Source organism: Kitasatospora sp. NPDC040550, assembly GCF_055594965.1.
In genome coordinates, this window is the sequence record NZ_JBVIWC010000004.1 from 208,968 (window position 1) to 226,780 (window position 17,813).

At 72.3% G+C, this 17,813-nt stretch carries 19 protein-coding genes; 15 read left to right on the plus strand and 4 right to left on the minus strand.

The features are described from left to right. Nucleotides 1–91 precede the first annotated feature (91 nt). On the minus strand, nt 92–1,435 hold the full coding sequence (locus tag ACZ58X_RS08705; protein WP_470332924.1) for a condensation domain-containing protein: 1,344 nt from the start codon (nt 1,433–1,435) through the stop codon (nt 92–94). 212 nt (nt 1,436–1,647) lie between these two features. Between ACZ58X_RS08705 and ACZ58X_RS08710 the strand changes: the two genes are divergently transcribed. After that, the gene (locus ACZ58X_RS08710; protein WP_470332925.1) at nt 1,648–2,958 is read left to right on the plus strand and encodes an MFS transporter; all 1,311 of its coding nucleotides are present in this window, start codon (nt 1,648–1,650) and stop codon (nt 2,956–2,958) included. 81 nt (nt 2,959–3,039) lie between these two features. On the opposite strand, the gene ACZ58X_RS08715 is transcribed toward ACZ58X_RS08710, so the two are convergent. The 3 genes from ACZ58X_RS08715 to ACZ58X_RS08725 are packed head-to-tail and all read right to left on the minus strand — an operon-like array spanning nt 3,040 to nt 6,235. Then, complete coding sequence (locus tag ACZ58X_RS08715; protein WP_470332926.1) at nt 3,040–4,275, minus strand: MFS transporter; 1,236 nt, start codon at nt 4,273–4,275, stop codon at nt 3,040–3,042. Beyond that, on the minus strand, nt 4,272–5,243 hold the full coding sequence (locus ACZ58X_RS08720) for an LLM class flavin-dependent oxidoreductase (protein WP_470332927.1): 972 nt from the start codon (nt 5,241–5,243) through the stop codon (nt 4,272–4,274). The genes ACZ58X_RS08715 and ACZ58X_RS08720 overlap by 4 nt, the downstream gene beginning before the upstream one ends. Next, a complete protein-coding gene (locus ACZ58X_RS08725; RefSeq protein WP_470332928.1) occupies nt 5,240–6,235 on the minus strand; it encodes an FkbO/Hyg5 family chorismatase in 996 nt (331 codons plus the stop codon). Before ACZ58X_RS08725 ends, ACZ58X_RS08720 begins: the two co-directional genes overlap by 4 nt. A 323-nt stretch (nt 6,236–6,558) precedes the next feature. On the opposite strand from ACZ58X_RS08725, the gene ACZ58X_RS08730 reads away from it, so the two are divergent. The 14 genes from ACZ58X_RS08730 (at nt 6,559) to ACZ58X_RS08795 (ending at nt 17,784) form a co-directional block, all read left to right on the plus strand. Then, nucleotides 6,559–7,008 (plus strand): MarR family winged helix-turn-helix transcriptional regulator, encoded by a 450-nt coding sequence (locus tag ACZ58X_RS08730; protein ID WP_470332929.1) that lies wholly within the window; start codon nt 6,559–6,561, stop codon nt 7,006–7,008. A gap of 297 nt (nt 7,009–7,305) precedes the next feature. Next, nucleotides 7,306–8,772, plus strand: coding sequence for an AMP-binding protein (locus ACZ58X_RS08735; RefSeq protein ID WP_470332930.1), 1,467 nt, complete (start codon nt 7,306–7,308; stop codon nt 8,770–8,772). Then, nucleotides 8,769–9,035, plus strand: a complete 267-nt coding sequence (locus ACZ58X_RS08740; RefSeq protein WP_360235320.1) for an acyl carrier protein — start codon at nt 8,769–8,771, stop codon at nt 9,033–9,035. The genes ACZ58X_RS08735 and ACZ58X_RS08740 overlap by 4 nt, the downstream gene beginning before the upstream one ends. Before the next feature lie 107 nt (nt 9,036–9,142). Next, nucleotides 9,143–9,517 (plus strand): ectoine synthase, encoded by a 375-nt coding sequence (locus ACZ58X_RS08745; RefSeq protein ID WP_470332931.1) that lies wholly within the window; start codon nt 9,143–9,145, stop codon nt 9,515–9,517. 204 nt (nt 9,518–9,721) lie between these two features. Further along, nucleotides 9,722–10,840 (plus strand): acyl-CoA dehydrogenase family protein, encoded by a 1,119-nt coding sequence (locus ACZ58X_RS08750; protein WP_470332932.1) that lies wholly within the window; start codon nt 9,722–9,724, stop codon nt 10,838–10,840. A 17-nt stretch (nt 10,841–10,857) separates the two neighbouring features. After that, nucleotides 10,858–11,532: a transglutaminase-like domain-containing protein gene (locus tag ACZ58X_RS08755; protein WP_470332933.1), complete on the plus strand. Its 675-nt coding sequence runs from the start codon at nt 10,858–10,860 to the stop codon at nt 11,530–11,532. Between the two features lie 10 nt (nt 11,533–11,542). Further along, nucleotides 11,543–12,352 carry a maleate cis-trans isomerase family protein gene (locus tag ACZ58X_RS08760; RefSeq protein WP_470332934.1) on the plus strand — a complete coding sequence of 270 codons (810 nt, stop codon included), beginning with the start codon at nt 11,543–11,545 and terminating at the stop codon, nt 12,350–12,352. Beyond that, nucleotides 12,349–12,624: a DUF6253 family protein gene (locus tag ACZ58X_RS08765; protein WP_470332935.1), complete on the plus strand. Its 276-nt coding sequence runs from the start codon at nt 12,349–12,351 to the stop codon at nt 12,622–12,624. The genes ACZ58X_RS08760 and ACZ58X_RS08765 overlap by 4 nt, the downstream gene beginning before the upstream one ends. 576 nt (nt 12,625–13,200) lie before the next feature. Beyond that, entirely contained in the window at nt 13,201–13,869 is a 669-nt protein-coding gene (locus ACZ58X_RS08770) for a TetR family transcriptional regulator (RefSeq protein WP_470332936.1), read from the plus strand. Nucleotides 13,870–14,167: 298 nt separating this feature from the next. Then, a complete protein-coding gene (locus tag ACZ58X_RS08775) occupies nt 14,168–15,391 on the plus strand; it encodes an IS701 family transposase (protein WP_470332937.1) in 1,224 nt (407 codons plus the stop codon). Between the two features lie 305 nt (nt 15,392–15,696). Next, nucleotides 15,697–16,185, plus strand: coding sequence for a nucleoside deaminase (locus tag ACZ58X_RS08780; protein ID WP_402477770.1), 489 nt, complete (start codon nt 15,697–15,699; stop codon nt 16,183–16,185). After that, a complete protein-coding gene (locus tag ACZ58X_RS08785; RefSeq protein WP_470332938.1) occupies nt 16,182–16,844 on the plus strand; it encodes a DsbA family oxidoreductase in 663 nt (220 codons plus the stop codon). The genes ACZ58X_RS08780 and ACZ58X_RS08785 overlap by 4 nt, the downstream gene beginning before the upstream one ends. Before the next feature lie 171 nt (nt 16,845–17,015). Then, a complete protein-coding gene (locus ACZ58X_RS08790) occupies nt 17,016–17,336 on the plus strand; it encodes a DMT family transporter (protein ID WP_360235350.1) in 321 nt (106 codons plus the stop codon). Nucleotides 17,337–17,382: 46 nt separating this feature from the next. Next, nucleotides 17,383–17,784, plus strand: a complete 402-nt coding sequence (locus ACZ58X_RS08795) for a DMT family transporter (RefSeq protein ID WP_470332939.1) — start codon at nt 17,383–17,385, stop codon at nt 17,782–17,784. The last annotated feature ends 29 nt before the right edge of the window (nt 17,785–17,813 follow it).

Consider the following 17,813-nt stretch of genomic DNA (forward strand, 5'->3'; position numbering starts at 1 on the left):
CGGCCATCCCCCCCCCCCCCCCCCCCCCCCCCCGCCCCCCCCCCCCCCCCCCCCCCCCCCCCCCCCCCCCCCCCCCCCCCCCGGGCCGGGCTCAGGCGGAGGGGGCCTTCGCGGCTTCGGTGAGGATCAACTCCTCGATGCCGTAGAGGAACCGCTCCATCGCGGGGCGCGGGAGGACGGCCGGGTCGGCGGTCATGGCGAGGCTCAGGGCCTCGGGGGACTGCAGGGCGTCCAGGGCGTAGGTCAGGCCCGGGCGGGGCTCGAAGTCGACCGGCCAGCTGAGGGTGGTGCCCTCGTCGCCCGGGGCGGGGGCGGCCGGGAGCAGGTCGCGGGTGTCGTTGAAGACGCAGGAGCGGTCGGCGAGCGGTACGCCCTCGGCGGTGAGCTGCTCGACCTCGGCGGCCAGGGCGAGCTTGTCGTAGTAGGCGTGCCGGTAGGTGCCGATCGCGGCGGCGTGGGTGCGGCGGACGACCTCGCCGAACTCGGCGGTGGCGTCGGGGAGGTGGAAGAGCCCGTCGCCCGCGACCACGCTCACCGCGTTGGTCAGCTCGGGCAGGAAGCGGTTGTTGACCACGACGTTGAGCACGGCCTCGGTGGTGCCGGCCAGGCGGGCGGTCATCGTGGCGGTCGCCGCCAGCAGGACGGAGGAGGTGCTCACCCGGTGGGCTGCGGCGACCAGTTCGACCGCGCCGGGCAGGGCGGGGGAGCGCAGGACGGCGTTGGGGAAGTCGGCGGGGTGCTCGGTCGCGGGCGGTTCCGGGAATAGCCGGGGCGGGGCGAGCCGGAGCTTGCGGACGAACTGCTTGCGGGCGCCCGCGTCGCGCTTGCGGCCCCGCTCGGACTCCTGGAACTCGGCCTCCTCCAGCGGCTGTTGGGCCGGTGCGCGGAGCCCGGCGAGCGCGGTGGGGGAGTGCCCGAGGCTGAGCGCGGTCAGGTCGGCGACCAGGCGGTTCATCCCCGCGCCGTCGACGGCGGTGTGGGAGAGCGCCAGGCTGATGTGCCGGGCCAGGCCGTCGGCCGTCACCACACCGACCCGCAGGGGCCACTGGGTGGCGGTGTCGAAGGGGCGTCCGGCCAGGTCCCGGTGCAGTCGGTCGCCGGCCTCGGCCGGGTCCTCGCCGTCCGCCAGCGGCTGCACCTCGACGGTCAAGGTGCCTTCCGGGTCGACGACTTGGCGCAGGGTGCCGTCCGGCGCGGACAGCAGCCGGGTGTGCAGCGAGTCGTGCAGGTGCAGCAGCCGGGCGAGGGCGTCGAGCAGTCCGGGCAGCGGCAGGCCCGGGTCCAGCGGGGCCGCGGTGGCGATGGTGTAGCGCGGCACGTCGGCCGGGGGGAGTCGGCGTACGGCGTCCCAGATGGCCCGTTGGCCCCAGGTGGCCGGTCCGGTTCCGGACCGGCCGGACGAGAACGCGATCTCCAGCAGTTGGCGTGTGGTCACCGTGTGGCTCTCCAGGGTGCGGTCGTTCGGTGCGTCGGTGCCGGTGCGTCGGGAGCGCGGGTGCTGCTGGGGAGAGTGTGGCGCACGGCCCGTCGGGCGTCGAGGGGGTGCCGGGGTGGGCGTCCGCTGTGCGGGGCCGGGGTTCCGAAGCTATCTCGACATGAAGTATCTTGATGTCGAGATTGACGGTGGACGTGAAACGAGGACCTGTCATGCGGGGGAACGGACTGTGGTCGCAGCTGCGGCGGCCGCCGGGCGGGCGGGACGCCCGCATCATGCTGCTGGCCCAGGGCGTGGACCGGACCGGCACCGGGGTGTGGGCGGCCGCGTCCGTGCTGTACTTCACCTACGTCTGCGGCATGGACGCCGGGCGGCTCGGACTGCTGCTCGGAGTGGGCGCGGTGGCCGGGATCATCGGTTCGCCGCTGTCCGGACGGGCCGCCGAACGGTTCTCGGTGCGCGGCCTGCTGATCGGCTGCCACCTGCTGCGGGTGGCCACCATGGCGCTGCTGCTGGTGGTCCAGGACTTCACCGCGCTGCTGGTCTCGGTCGCCCTGACCTGCCTGGCCGAACGAGGCGCCAAGACCCTGGAGATGCTCTTCGCCACCCGGGTCGCGGGCGAGCGGCGGGCCACCTACCAGGCGCTGTTCCGCAGCGTGGCCAACGGCGGCTACGCGGTCGGGACGGGCTTCGCGGCGATCGGCCTGGCGGTCGGCACCACCACCGCGTACCGGGCGCTGATCGTGGCCAACGCGCTCTCGTACCTGCTGGCCGCCGCCCTGATCCGGCGCACCGCGGAGCCGGCCGGGCGCGGTCTGGGCGCGGCGGCGGAAGCGGAGGCCAAGGCGGAGGCCAAGGCGGAGGCGGCGGAGGCAGCGGCCGCCGGGGGCGGCGCGGTGCCGAGCCCCTGGCGCGACCGCGGCTACCTGCTGTTCGTGCTGCTGGACCTGCCGATGTGCCTGGACGACTCCGTGCTCAACGTCGGCCTGCCGCTCTGGCTGATCCACCACACCGACGCGCCGCACGCCGTGGTGCCGGCCTTCCTCACCCTCAACACCGTGCTGGTGGTGGTGCTCCAACTGCGGGTCTCCGGCTGGGCGGAGCGGCCGGGCGGCGCGACCAGGGCGGTCGGCTGGTACGGGGTGACGCTGCTCGCGAGCTGCCTGCTGATCGCGCTCTCCACCGGCGGTGGCCCGCTGACCGCCTCGCTCGCCCTGCTGGCCGCGGCCGCGCTGGTCACGCTCGCGGAGCTGATGCGCTCGGTGAGCTCCTGGGAGCTGGCGGTCAGCCTGGCGCCGCCGCGGGCCCGGGCCTCCTACCTGGGGGTGGCGGGGATGTCCCAGTCGGTCCAGAAGTCGGTGGGGCCGATGCTGCTGACCGGTGTGGTGATGGCCGCCGGCCCGGCGGGCTGGCTGGCGCTCGGCGTGGCGTCCACCGGGCTCGCCGCGCTCCAGCGCCGGGCCAGCCTGCGCCGCCTCGCGGCGCTGGCGGTGCCGGAGCGGGTGCCCGCGCCGGTCGGCTGACGCCCCGCGCCGGTCGGCTGACGCCCCGCGGCGGGTGGGAGCAGCCCGCCCGCCGCGATCCGGCCGCAGCGGGCGGGCCGTTCAGGAGGCCGAGACCTTCGAGGGCTCCCGCACCTCCTCGACGGGTGTGCGCGCCCGGACGGTGCCGACCAGGAGGGCGCCGACGAGGGCCGCGGCGCCGGTGAGGGAGGCGAACACGGTGGAGGAGGTGGCGATCCCGGCGGCGTCGCTCAGGTAGCCGGTCAGGATGGGCAGGATGCCCGCGAAGAGGTAACCGCCCGCGCTGAGCGCCGCGTTGGCCTCGGCGAGGCGGGTCGGGACGACCTCCGTCCCCAGCCGGGAGAAGCCGCCGTACTGGCCCATCCCCTGGCCGACGCCCGCGGTCACCGCGGCGAGGGTGAGCAGGGTGAGGGAGTGGGCGCGGACGGCGGTGGCGGTGCCGAGCATGGCGATGCCGGTGACGACGCCCGCGATGGTGAGGATCCGCCCCAGCGGCAGGTTCCGGATCGCGAACTGGACGCCGGTGGAGGCGCCGAACATCATGAAGCCGATCCCGCCGGTCACCAGCCGGTTGCCGGTGTGCAGCAGGGAGGCGAGCAGGATCGGCCCCAGGGCGAGCAGCAGGGACGTCCCCGTCATGCCGGGGATGTAGACCATCAGGCTGGTGGCCAGGCCGCGGCGGTTGACCCGGGGGACGGACGGCAGGCGCAGCCACCCCGTGCCGGGCTCCTCCCGGGCGACCGGCACGGGCGGCAGGTGGACGGTGTGGACGACCGCCAGGGCGGTCAGGAGCAGGATCCCCTCCAGGACGAAGACGGTGACGGTGGGGGCCGTCCAGTACTGGGAGACGCTGCCGCCGAGCAGGGGGCCGGCGGCCAGGCCGGTGCCGATGGCCACCGATCCGGCGAGGACCGCCTGCGGTCGCCGCGCGGGGCCCCCGACGTGGGAGACCGCCGCGGTGCCGGCCGAGAGCACCGCGCCGACCGCCACACCGGTGAGCAGGCGCGCGACGATCAGGGTCAGGACGTGAGTGGCCGTCATGAACAGCGCGCAGGAGACCAGTCCGGCGACCAGGGCGGGGGCCAGCACCCGGCGGGTGCCGTACCGGTCCGCCAGGGCGCCGGTGAACGGCAGGGCGAGCAGCAGTCCGCCGATGTACGCGGCGAAGATGACCGTCGTGGTGCCGGTGGAGAAGCCGATGCGGTCCTTCCACAGGGCGAGCAGCGGGGTGGGGATGTTGGACAGCATGAACACGGCGGTGATCGGCCAGGCCGCCGCCCACACCGCCCACCCCGGCGCCGGGGGCCGGCCGTTCACAGCTCGCGCAGGATCGGGAGGAGCTCCTGCGCCGTCCGTCGGACCGCGGAGCGGTAGGCGGCCTCCGTCAGTTCGGCGGTGGGCAGGCGCAGGATCAGGTGGCGGGCGCCGTTCTTGACGTACTGGTGGAGCCAGTCGGCGACCTCCTGCGGGGTGCCGCCGAAGATCCCCTGGGTGGTGCGCATGGTGGTGAGCGGGAGGCCGTAGTAGGCGCGGAAGTACGACCAGAGGGTCTCCTCGGCCTGCTCCCGGGTGCGGTCGACCGCGACGGAGAGGTAGACGGAGCCGGTGACCGCCTCGGCGGGGCGGCCCGCCTCCTCGCGCGCGGCGGTGACCTGGTCCCAGCCCGCGCCGTAGTTCTCGGGGGTGGTGGAGGTCGGCATCCAGCCGTCGAAGGCGCGGCCGGCCCGGCGCAGCATCTGCGGGCCGGAGTGGGCGATCCACAGCGGCGGGCCCTGCGGCTGGTGCGGCAGGGGCAGCAGGGCGGCGTCCTGGAGCCGGTAGTGCTCGCCCTGGTAGGAGACCGGCTCGCCGCGGGCGGCCCAGAGCGCCTGGCAGATCTCGACGGTCTCCCGCATCCGCCCGAAGCGGGTGGCGAAGTCCAGCCCGTAGTTGGCGAATTCGCGTTCGGTCGCGGGGGAGGCGAAGCCGGAGCCGATGCCGGCGATCAGCCGGCCGCCGGAGATCCGGTCCAGGCAGGCCAGTTCGTGCGCCAGGTGGACGGGGGCGCGCAGCGGCATCAGCACGGCGGTGCCCAACTGCGCCCGCTCGGTGGCCGTGGAGGCGGCGGCGAGGGCGAGCAGCGGGTTCATCCGGGAGCGGGCGAGCGGGGATTCGCCGGCCCAGATCGAGTCGAAGCCGGACTCCTCGGCCAGGGCGGCGATCGAGGCGAGGTTGCCCGGGTAGGGGCCCTCGTCGACGACGGCCTCGCGGCCGGGCAGGACGATGCCGACCTTGAGGGCGGTCACTGGTCCCACCCCACGGCGGGCACGAGTCCCTCGATCTCGACCAGGAGGTCGTCCCGGCAGACGGCGACGTTGAGGTACTTCACCTCAGTACCCACACCAAGTGCCTCTTCACAGACAGCGCGTACCGCCGGAACATCGTCTTCATGTCGCACGTAGGCCTTGATCATCCGTAGGTCCTTGAGGTCGTGTCCCGCGTCGATGCCCTGGGCCGCGAGGTTCTCGCGGGAGATCAGGTGGGCGATGTTGTCCAGGGTCTCCCGGGTCTGGCGCCGCACGTCGCCCCGGTGGACGGTCTCGTGGCCGAGGATGGACGCGGTGCCGGAGACGTAGAGGGTGTCGTCCAGGAGCGTGGCGCGGGCGAAGCTCGGCGACTTGGGACCGTACTGGTCGGGGTAGTGGTAGGCGGAGGTCTGCCGGCTGTTCTCCAGGTGCCGGGGCACGCCTCTTCTGGTCGCCAGCAGGACGAAGGCTATGCCGCGGCCCTGGGTGCCGATCCCGGTGGCGGCGGGGAGTTGGGCGGTGGTGTCGCCCATGTAGGTCTGGAACGCCTGGGCGCGGCCCCGGACGAAGTCCCGGTAGACCTCCATGCCCTCGGCGTTGGCGCCGAGGATGTCGCCGACGAAGTTCCACATCCGGAAGACGTGGCCGTAGTCGAGGTGGTTGACCAGCGCGAAGGCCTTCTCGTACATCTCCCGCACCGGCGGGGTGTAGACCGACTGCTCGGGGAGGAGGCCGGCGACGAAGAGGTGCCGGCCGTCGTGGGCGTAGGCGCTGTCCTCGCGCAGGACCCAGCGCGGCCGTTCGGCGACGGTCCACACCTCGCGGAAGGCGTCGCCGTTGGTGACCGCCATCGGGATGGTCAGGTCGGGGTGGCCGTGCTCGACCCGGGCGAGGCCGGTGGTGCCGCCGTAGGTCACGGTGGCGAGGACGTGGCGCCCCGGCTCCGGGGACGGCGGCTGCGCCGCGGAGGCGAAGTGGGCACGGATGCTCATGTCAGCAGGTTCCTTCGGTGCTGCAGGCGGCGCCGTGGGCGACGTCCTGGTGGGCCTGCGCGTCGAGGATCGCCCCGCGCAGGTGCTGGGGCTCGGGACGCCCTCGAAACGGGGTGTCGCCGACGGGTACGGGGGGCAGGAGCCGGTGCGTCGGGGCCGAGGCGGCCGGGGCTCCTGCGGTGGCGCTGAACAGGGGCAGAACGTTTGCTTGTACGTGCAATGAACTGCGCTCAAGGGATCCCGGGAATAAAAATCGGGGGCGCCAGGATCTTGCATGCGCATGTACTCTTCTGTCAAGCAACACCTCTGCAAGGGAGGCATCTATGGCAACTTCATCGCACACGCCGCTGCGCAGCTCCGACCAGGCCGCCTGGGGCCGGGTGCTGACGCTCCATTCGTTCGTCGAGCGGGAGCTGGCCCTGGCGCTCCAGCGGCAGCACGGGATCGGACTGTCGGAGTACCGCTCCCTGGAGCACCTGCACCACTCCTCGACCAGCGAGCTGCGGATGCAGGACCTGGCCGACCGGGTCGGCCTGGGGCAGTCGTCGGTGACCCGGCTGGTGGGTCGGCTCGAAACGGCCGGCTTCGCCTTCAAGGACCTGTGTCCTTCGGACAAGCGCGGGGTCTACGCGGTCATCACGGACGAGGGGCGCCAGCGCTACCAGGCGGCGCGGGCGACCTACGCGGAGGTCCTGTCCTCCGCGTTGAACTCCTTCACCGCCGATCCCGAACTGGGCCCCACGGTCCAGGCCCTGCGCGCGACCCAGGCCTGACCCGTCGCCCCCCGGCGCGGCACCGTGGTCCGGTCCCGGGCTCCCCCGGTCCCGGACGGCTGTGGCGCGCCGGCGTGGCGCCCCCCGCCCCTCCAGCCCGGCCCCGAACGCATTCCGCGTTCGGGGTCTTTTGCTTGGTCATGCAAGTCTCGTGGTCTGCGTCACACCCACTTCGGCAAGTGCATGCTTGACCAAGCATGGACTTCGCCCGGTACGGTCTTCCTCGACACCGCACGAATTCGAACAGCCGATCGGTACCCGTTACCGGCGGCTGAGCCGACCGCGAGGAATCCCGCCGTGCCATCGTCCCGCTTGGCCGAGACCGTCGCCGCCCACGGCGACGAACGGCCCCACCGCATCGCGCTCCACTTCAACGACCAGGCCGTCAGCTACGGCCGGCTGAACGACCTGACCCGCAGTCTGCGCAAGCACCTGTCGGCGCTGGACCTCCCGTCCGGCGGCACGGTGTGCGTGCCGGCGCACAAGAACCCGCAGACCGTCGCCCTGCTGCTGGCCGTCGCCCAGGAGGGCCTGGTCGCCCTCGCCCCCTCCCCGGACCTGGGCAGCGCCGCACTGGAACGCCTGGCGCAGCAGGCCAGGGTCTCCTTCCGGCTCACCGCGACCGCCGACGGCGCGCTCGCCGCGGCGCCGGTGTCGGCGGACGAGGCCGAGGCGACGGGGTTCGCGGTGCCGGACCCGGCCCGGACCCGGCTGCTGCTGACCACCTCGGGCTCGACCGGCACCCCCAAGATCGTGCCGATCGAGACCGCCGGGTTCGACGCCTTCGCCGACTGGGCCGTCAGGGAGTTCGCCCTGTCCGCCGAGGACATCGCGCTGTCCTACGCCCCGCTCAACTTCGACCTCGCCCTGCTCGACATCTGGACCTTCCTGCGACTCGGCGCCACCGTCGTCCTGGTGGAGCAGCAACGGGCCACCGACGCCGCCCACCTGGCGGGGCTGGCCGCCCGGCACCGGGTCACCTTCGTCCAGGGCGTGCCGATGGTGTACCGGCTGCTGCTCGACCACGGCGGCACCTTCCCCGCCGTACGCCACGCGATCTTCACCGGTGACCGGATGCCGGCGGACCTGCTCGCCAGGGTCGCCCCCGCGTTCCCCGGGGCCGCCTTCCACAACGTGTTCGGCTGCACGGAGACCAACGACTCGTTCATCCACCGGGTCGACCCCGCGGCCACCGGGCCGATGCCCGTCGGCCGCCCCATCCGGGGCACCGAGGCCGTGGTCGTCGACTCCGACGGCCGGCGCCTCGCCTCGGTCGGCACCGGCGAACTCCTGGTGTCCACGCCCTTCCAGACCACCGGCTACCTGCGCCGGGAGCTCAACGACGCGGTGTTCACCCAGCTGGACGGCCGGGTCTTCTACCGCACCGGCGACATCGTCACCCGCAACACCGAGGGCCTCTACTTCCTGGAGGGGCGCGCGGACTGGCACGTGAAGGTCCGGGGCGTGCGCACCAACCTCCAGGAGGTGGAGAACGTGATCGCGGCCCACCCCGACGTCACCGAGGCCGTGGTGGTACCGCTGCCCGACCCCGAGGCCGGTGTCCGCCTGCACGCCCACGTCGCCCAGCGCCCGGGCAGCGCCCTCACCAGCCTGGGCCTGCGCGCCCACCTGGGGCGGGAGTTGCCGCGCCACGCCATCCCGGCCTCGGTGCACCTCACCGCCCTTCCGCTGCCCCGTACGTCGACCGGAAAGCCCGACCGGAACCTGATCAAGCAGACCCGCCTGAAGGAGACCACCGCATGAGCAGCACCGCAATAGCCGCCGAGGTCCGCGCCTACGTGGTGGACCAGTTCCTGGCCGGCGAGGACGTATCGGACCTCACCGGCGACTACGACCTGATCGAGTCCGGAGTCATCGACAGCCTGGGCCTGGTGCGCATGCTCGCGCACTTCACCACGGCCTACCGGATCCCCGTCGACGACATCGACTTCGGCCCGGACGACTTCCGCACCCTGGACGCCATCGCCGCCGTGATCGCGGAGCACAGCCCGGCCGTGGCCGCCTGACCTCCCGTACCGCCCCACCCGCACCGCCGCAAGAGCCGCACACCCGCAAGGCCCGTACCTGCGCAACACCCGTAGTTCCCAACCTATTCCGAAGGAGAACCACAGAGATGTTCACCCGCAGCCTCGATGATGTCGCCCCCGTCGAGTGGGGCAACGGCCTGAGCACCCGCCTGCTGACCAAGAGCGACGGGATGGGCTTCGCCGTCGCGGACACCCTGGTGCGCAAGGGCACTTCCAGTGCCCTGCAGTACCGCAACCACCTGGAGGCCTGCTACTGCATCAGCGGCTCCGGTGAGGTCGTGGAGCACGACGGCACCCGCCACAAGATCGTCCCGGGCACCATCTACGTCCTCAACCAGCACGACCCGCACCACCTGGTGGCCTCGGAGGACGAGGACCTCCACCTGGTGTCGATCTTCAACCCGCCGATCAACGGCGACGAGAAGCACACCCTCTCCGAGGACGGCTACTCCCAGTACTGAGTCGCCGATCAGCCGACGCCCCACCGCCGGCCGGTCGAACCGGTTCCGGCCCGGAGCCCCGCACGGCTCCGGGCCGGGACCGGACCCGGCCCGGCCACGTGCCGCCCCGAGCCCGTGGCCGGGCCGGGCCGTGACACCCCGCCACGGCACGACCCCGATCCTCCGCAGCACGACCGACCCCGGAATGGACCCCAGGACCTCCCGATGGACGATGACCTCTTCGACCTCACCGCCCCGTGGGCGGATCAACTCAACGCCGACACCAGCGAGTTGGACGCGGCAGGCGACTTCCCTCACGACAAGTGGAAGGCCCTGCGGGAGACCGGACTCCTGCGGGTGCACTTCGCGCCCGAGTTCGGCGGCGCCGGGCACAGCCTCACCCGGACGATGCGGGCCCTGGAGGGACTGGGCCACTCCTCCCGGGACGCGGGCCTGTCCTTCTCCGCCTCGACCCAGATCGTGTCCGTCGGCGTGCCCCTGCAGCGGTTCGCGAGCCAGGAGTTGAAGGAGAAGTACCTGCCGCGGATCATGTCCGGTGAGCTGATCACGGCACACGCGATCACCGAGAGCTCCGGCGGCTCGGACGCGATGAACCTGGCCAGCGTCGCCCGCCGCGAAGGGGACCACTACGTGGTCAGCGGCGACAAGATGTTCATCACCAACGCCCCGGTCGCCGACCTGTTCCTGCTCTACGTCCGCACCGGGAAGCCCGGCCCCTTCGGCCTCACCACCCTGCTGGTCGAGGCCGGCACCCCCGGTCTGACCGTGGGCCCCGCGATGGACAAGATCGGCCTGCGCACCAGCCCGATCGGCACGCTCTCCTTCGACGAGCTGCGCGTCCCGGTCTCCCAGCGGGTCGGGCAGGAGGGCGCCGGGTTCCGGGTCCTGGACTACGTGATGAAGCGGGAGGTGCTCTTCGGCTTCTCCATCACCCTGGGCGAGATGACCCGGCGGCTGGAGGAGACCATCGCCTTCGCCAAGGAGCGCCGCCAGTTCGGCCGGCCGATCAGCTCCTACCAGGGCATCTCCCACAAGATCGCGGAGATGAAGATCCGGGTGGAGACGGCCCGCAAGTGGCTCGTCGACACCGGCGCCAAGGTCGAGCGGAACGAGGACGCCGCGCTCGACCTCGCGGCCACCAAGACGGTGGTCTCCGAGGCCAACGTGCAGACCGCGCTCGACGCGGTCCAGATCCACGGCGGCCGCGGGGTGCTCACCGAGTACGGCGTCGAGCGCGACCTGCGCAACTCGATCGCCGGAACGATCTACTCCGGTACCTCCGAGATCCAGCGGAACCGCATCGCCATGCTGCTCGGACTCTGACCGACGGGAATCCCGACATGACCGACACACTGGAGCACCTCACCCGCTCCACCGAGTTCCTCGACCACGAGAGCGACGCGGTGCAGGCCTTCGTCGACCACGCCGTCCGGGACCGTTCGGCGGACCGGCGCACCAACGCGATCGAGCTGTACTACGCGGTGCGCGACGGCGTCGACTACGAGGTCTACGGCGCCCCGCTCGCCCGGGAGGGCCTGCGGGCCTCCAACACCGCCACCACCAAGTCCGGGTTCTGCCTGCACAAGGCCGCGCTGTACGCGGCCACCGTGCGCGCCCTGGGCATCCCCTCCCGGCTGGTCTACGGCGACGTGCGCAACCACCTGGCCTCGCCCCGCCTGCTGTCCCACATCGGCGGCGACGTGTTCTTCCACTCGCTCGCCCAGGTGCACCTGGACGGCAAGTGGATCAAGGTCACCCCGGTGTTCAACAAGCTGCTCTGCAAGCTCTACGGCATGCGCGCCCTGGAGTTCGACGGCGTCAACGACAGCCTCCACCACCCCCACGACGGCGGCGGCGCCATGGAGTTCCTGACCGACCACGGCAGCTTCGACGACCTCCCCTACGAGTTCGTCATCGAGTCCATGCGCCGCAAGCACCCCAAGTTCCTCGACACCACGGGCTCCGGCACCGTCCGCGGCGGCCGGCTCGCCGAAGAGTCCACCCTCACCCGGTAGGAGAACCCCCATGACCAGCACCCCGCCGCCCGTCGACGGATGGGACGCCTCGACCCGGATCGGCGTCGTCGTGCCGCACGCCGACGTCGGCCCGGAGGCCGAACTGCAGGCCGTGGCCCCCGCCTCCGTCTCCGTCCACGGATCGCGCGTGCACTTCGCCGCCATGCGCGCGGGCGGTGAGATGGACGAGAAGATCCCGTACGACCCGATCCTGTCCTTCGTCCAGGCCCCGTACCTGGACCAGGCCGTGGAACTGCTCGCGGCCTCCCCGCTGCACGCCCTGACCCTCGGGTTCACCTCCTCCAGCTACGCGTTGAAGGCCCAGGGCGAACGGGAGTTGTACGAGCGGCTGCTGCCCGTCACCCGGGGGCTGCCGATCACCGGCACGACCAAGGCCGCCCGGGCCGCCTTCGACGCCCTGGACGCCCGCCGGATCGCGCTGGTGAACCCGCCGTGGTTCACCGACTCGCTCTCCGGTCAAGGGGCCGACTACTTCCGCGAGTTCGGCTACGACGTGGTTCACCACGGCCCCTGCGGACTGCCGTCGAACCAGAAGGCCATCACGCCGGAGAACCTGTCGGCCTGGATCCGCAGCACGGTGGCGGAGCACCGGCCGGAGGCCGTCCTGGTGGCCGGCAACGGCATCCGGGCGGTGGGCACCATCAAGCCGCTGGAGGAGGAGCTCGGGTTCAACGTCGTCACCGCGAACCAGGTGATCCTCTGGCACGCCCTCCACCTGGCCGGCGCCGCCGGAACCGCTCAGGAGATCACCGACTACGGACAGCTGTTCGCCACGACCCCGAAGGACGGCCACTCGTGAGCCTGTTGGACGCACAGGCCTACGAGGCCGTCTTCGGGACGCCGGAGGGCGACACCTACCGCATCCCGCTGGTCTGCTGGCGGGAGGACGGCGACCACCTGTTCGGCGTGGTCCTGGTCAAGGGGCACCTGCGGCGCACGGACCAGCTGTCGGACTTCCTGCGGTACGACCGCCGGAACGGCGCGCGGGGCGACGAGGCACCCGCGACGACCTTCGACCCGGCGACGGCGGACGGCCGGGTGGACGACTCGTACGTTCCCGCCATTCGGTGACCCGCGGAGGGTGCGGTCATTTGTGAAGTCCCGGTGAGACAACGGGAACCGGCCCTCCGCTTTTCCTGGCAGCCGCGCCGGTGCTCGATCCGCTTATCGCAATTCGCTATTCCGTCCATGCCCATTTTTCCGCCGATCGGAATGGATCCTCCTGCCGCCCGTCGGGCCGCCGCGCACCCGGCGGTTTTCCCGGGCGCTCCGGATCCACCGCACCCCGGGCCTCCCTGCCCCGGGGTGCGGTGCCGTATTCGGCCCTACCCGCACCCTCCGAGGACCGACGCGTCCCGGGTCCGGCCCTGGTTCCGGCCACGCTTCCACCACGTCTCCGCCACGCTCCGGCCACGCTTCCGCCACGCCCCGGATCCAGCCGGCGCGGAGGGGATCGCCGCAGGTCGAGCCAGGTGAACACGAGTTCGACGATGCGTCAGGACGCCACCGGGACCGGGGTATGCTTGCCGCGTCGTCACGGGGGCTGGTGCACGAACGAGCCGGAGGGGCCATGCAGCTCACACGAAGTCCCTGGGGCGTCCAGCGGTCCGCGGCCGCACTCGTCGCGCGGTACCGGCGCGCGCCGCAGTGCTGAGGCAGGCCCGCGCGGAACAGACCCGCTCCGCCCTGATCGACGCCGCCGCCGGACAGTTCGCCCGGCACGGCTACGCCGGTGCCACCCTGGCGCGGATCAGCCAGTCCGCCGGGGTCACCTCGGGCGCGCTGACCTTCCACTTCCTGACCAAGGAGGACCTCGCCCAGGAGGTGCTCAGGGTGGGGGCGGCCGCGACCTCCTCGGCCCTGGACGAGGTCCAGCAGCTCACGACGCCCGGGCTGGCCGGGGTCAGCCGGCTCACCCAGCTGCTGGCGGCCTTCCTCCAGGAGGACGTCCGGGCCCATGCGGCGATGCGGCTCGCGCACGAGTGCCCCGGTTCGCAGGGGGCCTGGGAACAGGCCTGGCGGCCCGCCCTGCTGCACGCGCTGGAACTGGCCCGGGCCGGCGGCACCACCGACGCGGAGCTCGCCGACATCGAACTGCTGGTCGCCTACCTGCTGGCCGGCGCCGAGGCGCAGCTGCGCTCCGGCCGCCCGGTCAGCGTCGTGGAGCACGAGCTCGGCCGGCTGTGGCGGCGGGCCGGGGCGGGCTTCGGTACCCGGCCGGAGGACGGCCCCGACCCCTGCGAGCACGACCGGACGCCCGCCCCGCCGCGGTTGCGCGGCCCGTCCCGGGGCGACGCCGCCCGCAACGACGGGTGACCTGATGGTAGACGTACGGCTACCGCGGCGACACCCGGCGGCATGCCCCTGACCTGCGGGACCGATGTCCCGCAGGGTGTGCTGGTCCCTGATCGGTAGGGGCGATTCCTTTTCCCCGCGGGCCGCGGGCCCCGGCCGCCCGTTCCCCGGACCGGACGTCGGTGATTCGCGCCAGGGCTTTGTATCGAGTTGGCGAAGTGGCGACCGGAAGTCCTTTACCCGAGAAAAAAATAGTGCTCATTCTTTAGTGTGGGTGGATCTGTGTGAAAGCCGCAGCCGCAACACGGGAGGGGTAGCTATGAGGGGATGGGACTCCGTCACCCAGTTCACGGACCAGCTGTTCGGCCACTTGCGCCGAGCTGACCAGCGCAAGTGGGCCCACACCTACGTCAACGGCCTCCTCAGCACGCCCGGGAAGAAGTCCATCCGCCGACTGGCGGCCGTGTCGAGCGACTCCCCGACCGCTTCGCAGGCCCTGCACCAGTTCGTCAACGAGAGCCCCTGGGAGTGGGATCCGGTCTGCGACCAGCTCCGGCGGTGGGTCGAGGACCGGGCCCGACCCAGGGCCTGGACGATCGCCCCCGTCGTGCTGCCCAAGCGCGGTGAGAAGTCCTGCGGGGTGCACCGGCGCTTCATCCCGCACACCGGACGGACCGTCAACTGCCAGGTGGGCACCGCCGTCTTCATGTCGACGGAGGCGGGGGAGTTCCCCGTGGGCTGGTGCCTGTTCCTGCCGGAGTCGTGGGCCGCTCAGGGTCCGCTCCGCGAGCAGGCCCGGATCCCGCACACGGCCACCGCCTCGTGCGAGGGCCAACTCCTCAACCTGATCGACCAGATGGCGCGGAGCTCGCAGTACGACCCGGTCCCGGTGGTGGTCGACCTGGACGGCTACCTGGACACCCGCCGGCTCGTCGACGGCCTGAGCCGGCGCGGGCTGGACTACGCGGTCGCGATCCCGGACAGCTTCCCGCTGGCCCCGCTGGAGCACCAGGCCTCCGGCTCCCGCCGGCCGGTGGCCGCGGCGGCCCGCGCGGTGAGCGAGCGGTGCCCAGAGGTGCGCTCCGGGGCCTGCAGAGCGGGCTGGGCGTCCTTGCGCGACGGTCTGGTGCAGGTTCCCGGCGCCGTCGCGGCGGACCAGAGACCGCAGCCGTTCCGGCTCTTCACCCAACCCGACGAGGACGCGACGGGGGCGGGGCGGCTCTGGCTCACCAACATGGTGCACCGGCCGGTCGACGAACTCCTGGAGTACGCGGAGCGGCACGCCGCGACCGGGGAGACCGTCGAGCTGCTCGAACGGCGCTTCGGGCTGCGGGACTTCGAGGGCCGCTCGTTCCCGGGGTGGCACCACCACATGGCCCTGGTGTCGGCCGCCTTCACCTACAGCCGCCTGGCGGCCGACCTCGGCATGCGGGCCTTCCGCCCCGGCCCGGGCACCGGAAGTGACGGTCTGGCGAGGCCGCCGCTCGTGCCCTGCTCCCGGTGGGTCCGGGAAGCCTCCCTGGGATATCCCGTAGCAGTCTGAGCCGTCGCTTCGGGCGCGCCGCCGACCCCTCCCGGCCCGCCCGATGCGCCCGGCGCGGCCCGACGGCGGGCCGACGATGCCCCAATTGTCCTGCCGGCACGAGCTGATGAGCGTGGGTCAGGCGAAGTTCTTCACCGCCGGCGATTGACAGCAAGATGTATGTTCATGCAAGCTCTACCTGTCCGCCTGAGGTTCTCACGGGCAAAAACAACATGTACATACAAGCAACTACCTGGGGACTCCATGCCTGATCCCACGGCACCCACCGTCGACACCGCGACCGCGGCCTGAGCGGGGGAGCAGCGTTGCGTTATTCCGAACTCTCCGAGAGCGAGCTGACCGAGTACGCCCGCGAGGCCGTACGGATCAGCCGCGAGCACGTCGCCAAGGGCGGCATCCCGTTCTCCGGTGTGGTCATCAACAGCGGCCGGATCCTCGGCACCGGTGTCAACCGGGTGCGTGAGGACAACGACCCCACCGCGCACGCCGAGGTCACCGCGCTGCGGGCGGCCGCCGCCAAGTACGGACTGCACGCCACCGCCGGATCCACCCTGATCGCCTCCGGCGAGCCCTGCGCCCTGTGCTACATGGCGTCGCTGTATTTCAGCGTCAGCCACATCGTCAACGTGGTCGACCGCAAGACGGCCGCGCGGTACGGCTTCGACTACACCAGCTCGTACTCGATCTTCGCCGAGGACCCGGAGACCTGGCCGATCAAGGTCACCTCGATCCAGATCCCGGAGGCCACGGCGCCGTTCGAGGACTTCCTCACCATGGAGCGGGGGCGGCCATGAGCGGAACGGCAACCGGCAGGATCGGCATCAAGGTCTGGTCGGACTACGTCTGTCCGTTCTGCATGCTGGCCGAGGGCCCGCTGCACGAGGCCACCCGCGACCTCGACGTCGACATCGAGTGGATGCCGTTCGAGCTGCGGCCCCACCCCACCCCGACACTGCGCCCGGAGGACGACTACCTGCCGGCCATCTGGGCCCGCGCCGTCTACCCGATGGCCCGCCGGCTCGGCGTGGACATCACCCTGCCGACGGTCTCGCCGCAGCCCTACACCCGGCTGGCCTTCGAGGGCTACCAGTACGCGGCCGAGCACGGCCGGGGCGCGGAGTACACCCCGCGGGTGCTGCGGGCCTTCTTCCAGGAGAACCGGGACATCGGCGAGGTGGCCGTCCTCGCCGACATCGCCGCCGAACTCGGCCTGGACGGCGCCGACTTCGCCGAGGCGCTGACGGCCGGCCGGTACACCGAGGCGCACCGGGCGGCGCTGCGGCACGCGGAGGCCAACCGGGTCTCCGTCGCGCCCACCATCATCGTCGACGGTCGCCACCGCATCGAGGGCGTGCCCTCCGTCGCCCAGATCCGCAAGGCCGTGCTCGACGCCCAGGCCGAGCAGGACGCCATCGGCGACGCCGCCCCCGCCTGCGGGATCGACGGCTGCTGAACCGGCCCTGACGCCGGGTCCGTGGCTGGCGCGGGGTTCGTGACCGACCGCCCCGCTTCCCGCGTACCCCTTCCCGCGTCCCTCCTCGCTCCTCTCCCGCTCTCTCCCGTTCTCTCCGCCCCACCTCCCCTCCCCAGAAGCGCCGACCTCCCAAGAACGAAAGGACCAGCCATGCAGTGGTTCTACCTCGCGATCGCGGACATCTTCGAGATCGCCGTCGCCATCGCGGCCGGCAAGGCCGAAGGCTTCAAGAACCGTACGTGGACCGCCGTGACCCTGATCACCGGCGCCCTCGGCACCTTCTTCCTCAGCAAGGCACTGCTGACCTTCGACGTCGGCGTCGGCTACGCGATCTGGACCTCCGTCGCCGGCGTCGGCATCACCCTCCTCGGCGCCCTGCTCTTCGGCCAGCGCCTGAACTGGCGCAAGGCCGTCGGCATCGCCGTCATCATCGCCGGCGTCGTCGGCCTCCAGCTCAGCGGCGCCGCCTGATCCTCCCGCCCCCACCCGGCTCAACCTCCCGAAAGGACCCGTGCACATGTCCGACACCGGCCGCAACTCAGCCAACCCGTGGATCATGCTCCTGCTCGCCGGCGGCTTCGAAGTCGGCTACGCGCTGGCCGTCGGTGGAAGCCACGGCTTCACCCGACTGACCTGGTCGCTGGTCGCCGTCGTCTTCTTCCTCCTGACGCTCTGGGCCCTGAGCGCCGCACTGCGCACCATCGACGTCAGCATCGGCTACGCCGTCTGGGCCGGCATCGGGTCGGTCGGCGCGGCCCTGCTGGGGCCCGTCGTCTTCGACGAGAGCCTCACCCCGGCCAAGGCCGTGTGGCTGGCCGTGATCATCGCCGGCGTGGTCTGGCTCAAGCTCGCGGACCGGCCGCAGAAGTCCGCCGAGACCGCCGCCGCGCCGCGTGAGGTCCAGACCGCGGACGCCTGACGGGCGTGCCGCCCCGGTGCGGGAAGCCG

Bases quoted from the DNA above. Each gene is read 5' to 3' on its own strand.
- ACZ58X_RS08710 (WP_470332925.1), top strand. From the start codon at position 1,648: ATGCGGGGGAACGGACTGTGGTCGCAGCTGCGGCGGCCGCCGGGCGGG.
- ACZ58X_RS08725 (WP_470332928.1), bottom strand. From the start codon at position 6,235: ATGAGCATCCGTGCCCACTTCGCCTCCGCGGCGCAGCCGCCGTCCCCG.
- ACZ58X_RS08730 (WP_470332929.1), top strand. From the start codon at position 6,559: ATGGCAACTTCATCGCACACGCCGCTGCGCAGCTCCGACCAGGCCGCC.
- ACZ58X_RS08740 (WP_360235320.1), top strand. From the start codon at position 8,769: ATGAGCAGCACCGCAATAGCCGCCGAGGTCCGCGCCTACGTGGTGGAC.
- ACZ58X_RS08745 (WP_470332931.1), top strand. From the start codon at position 9,143: ATGTTCACCCGCAGCCTCGATGATGTCGCCCCCGTCGAGTGGGGCAAC.
- ACZ58X_RS08750 (WP_470332932.1), top strand. From the start codon at position 9,722: ATGGACGATGACCTCTTCGACCTCACCGCCCCGTGGGCGGATCAACTC.
- ACZ58X_RS08755 (WP_470332933.1), top strand. From the start codon at position 10,858: ATGACCGACACACTGGAGCACCTCACCCGCTCCACCGAGTTCCTCGAC.
- ACZ58X_RS08760 (WP_470332934.1), top strand. From the start codon at position 11,543: ATGACCAGCACCCCGCCGCCCGTCGACGGATGGGACGCCTCGACCCGG.
- ACZ58X_RS08775 (WP_470332937.1), top strand. From the start codon at position 14,168: ATGAGGGGATGGGACTCCGTCACCCAGTTCACGGACCAGCTGTTCGGC.
- ACZ58X_RS08785 (WP_470332938.1), top strand. From the start codon at position 16,182: ATGAGCGGAACGGCAACCGGCAGGATCGGCATCAAGGTCTGGTCGGAC.
- ACZ58X_RS08790 (WP_360235350.1), top strand. From the start codon at position 17,016: ATGCAGTGGTTCTACCTCGCGATCGCGGACATCTTCGAGATCGCCGTC.
- ACZ58X_RS08795 (WP_470332939.1), top strand. From the start codon at position 17,383: ATGTCCGACACCGGCCGCAACTCAGCCAACCCGTGGATCATGCTCCTG.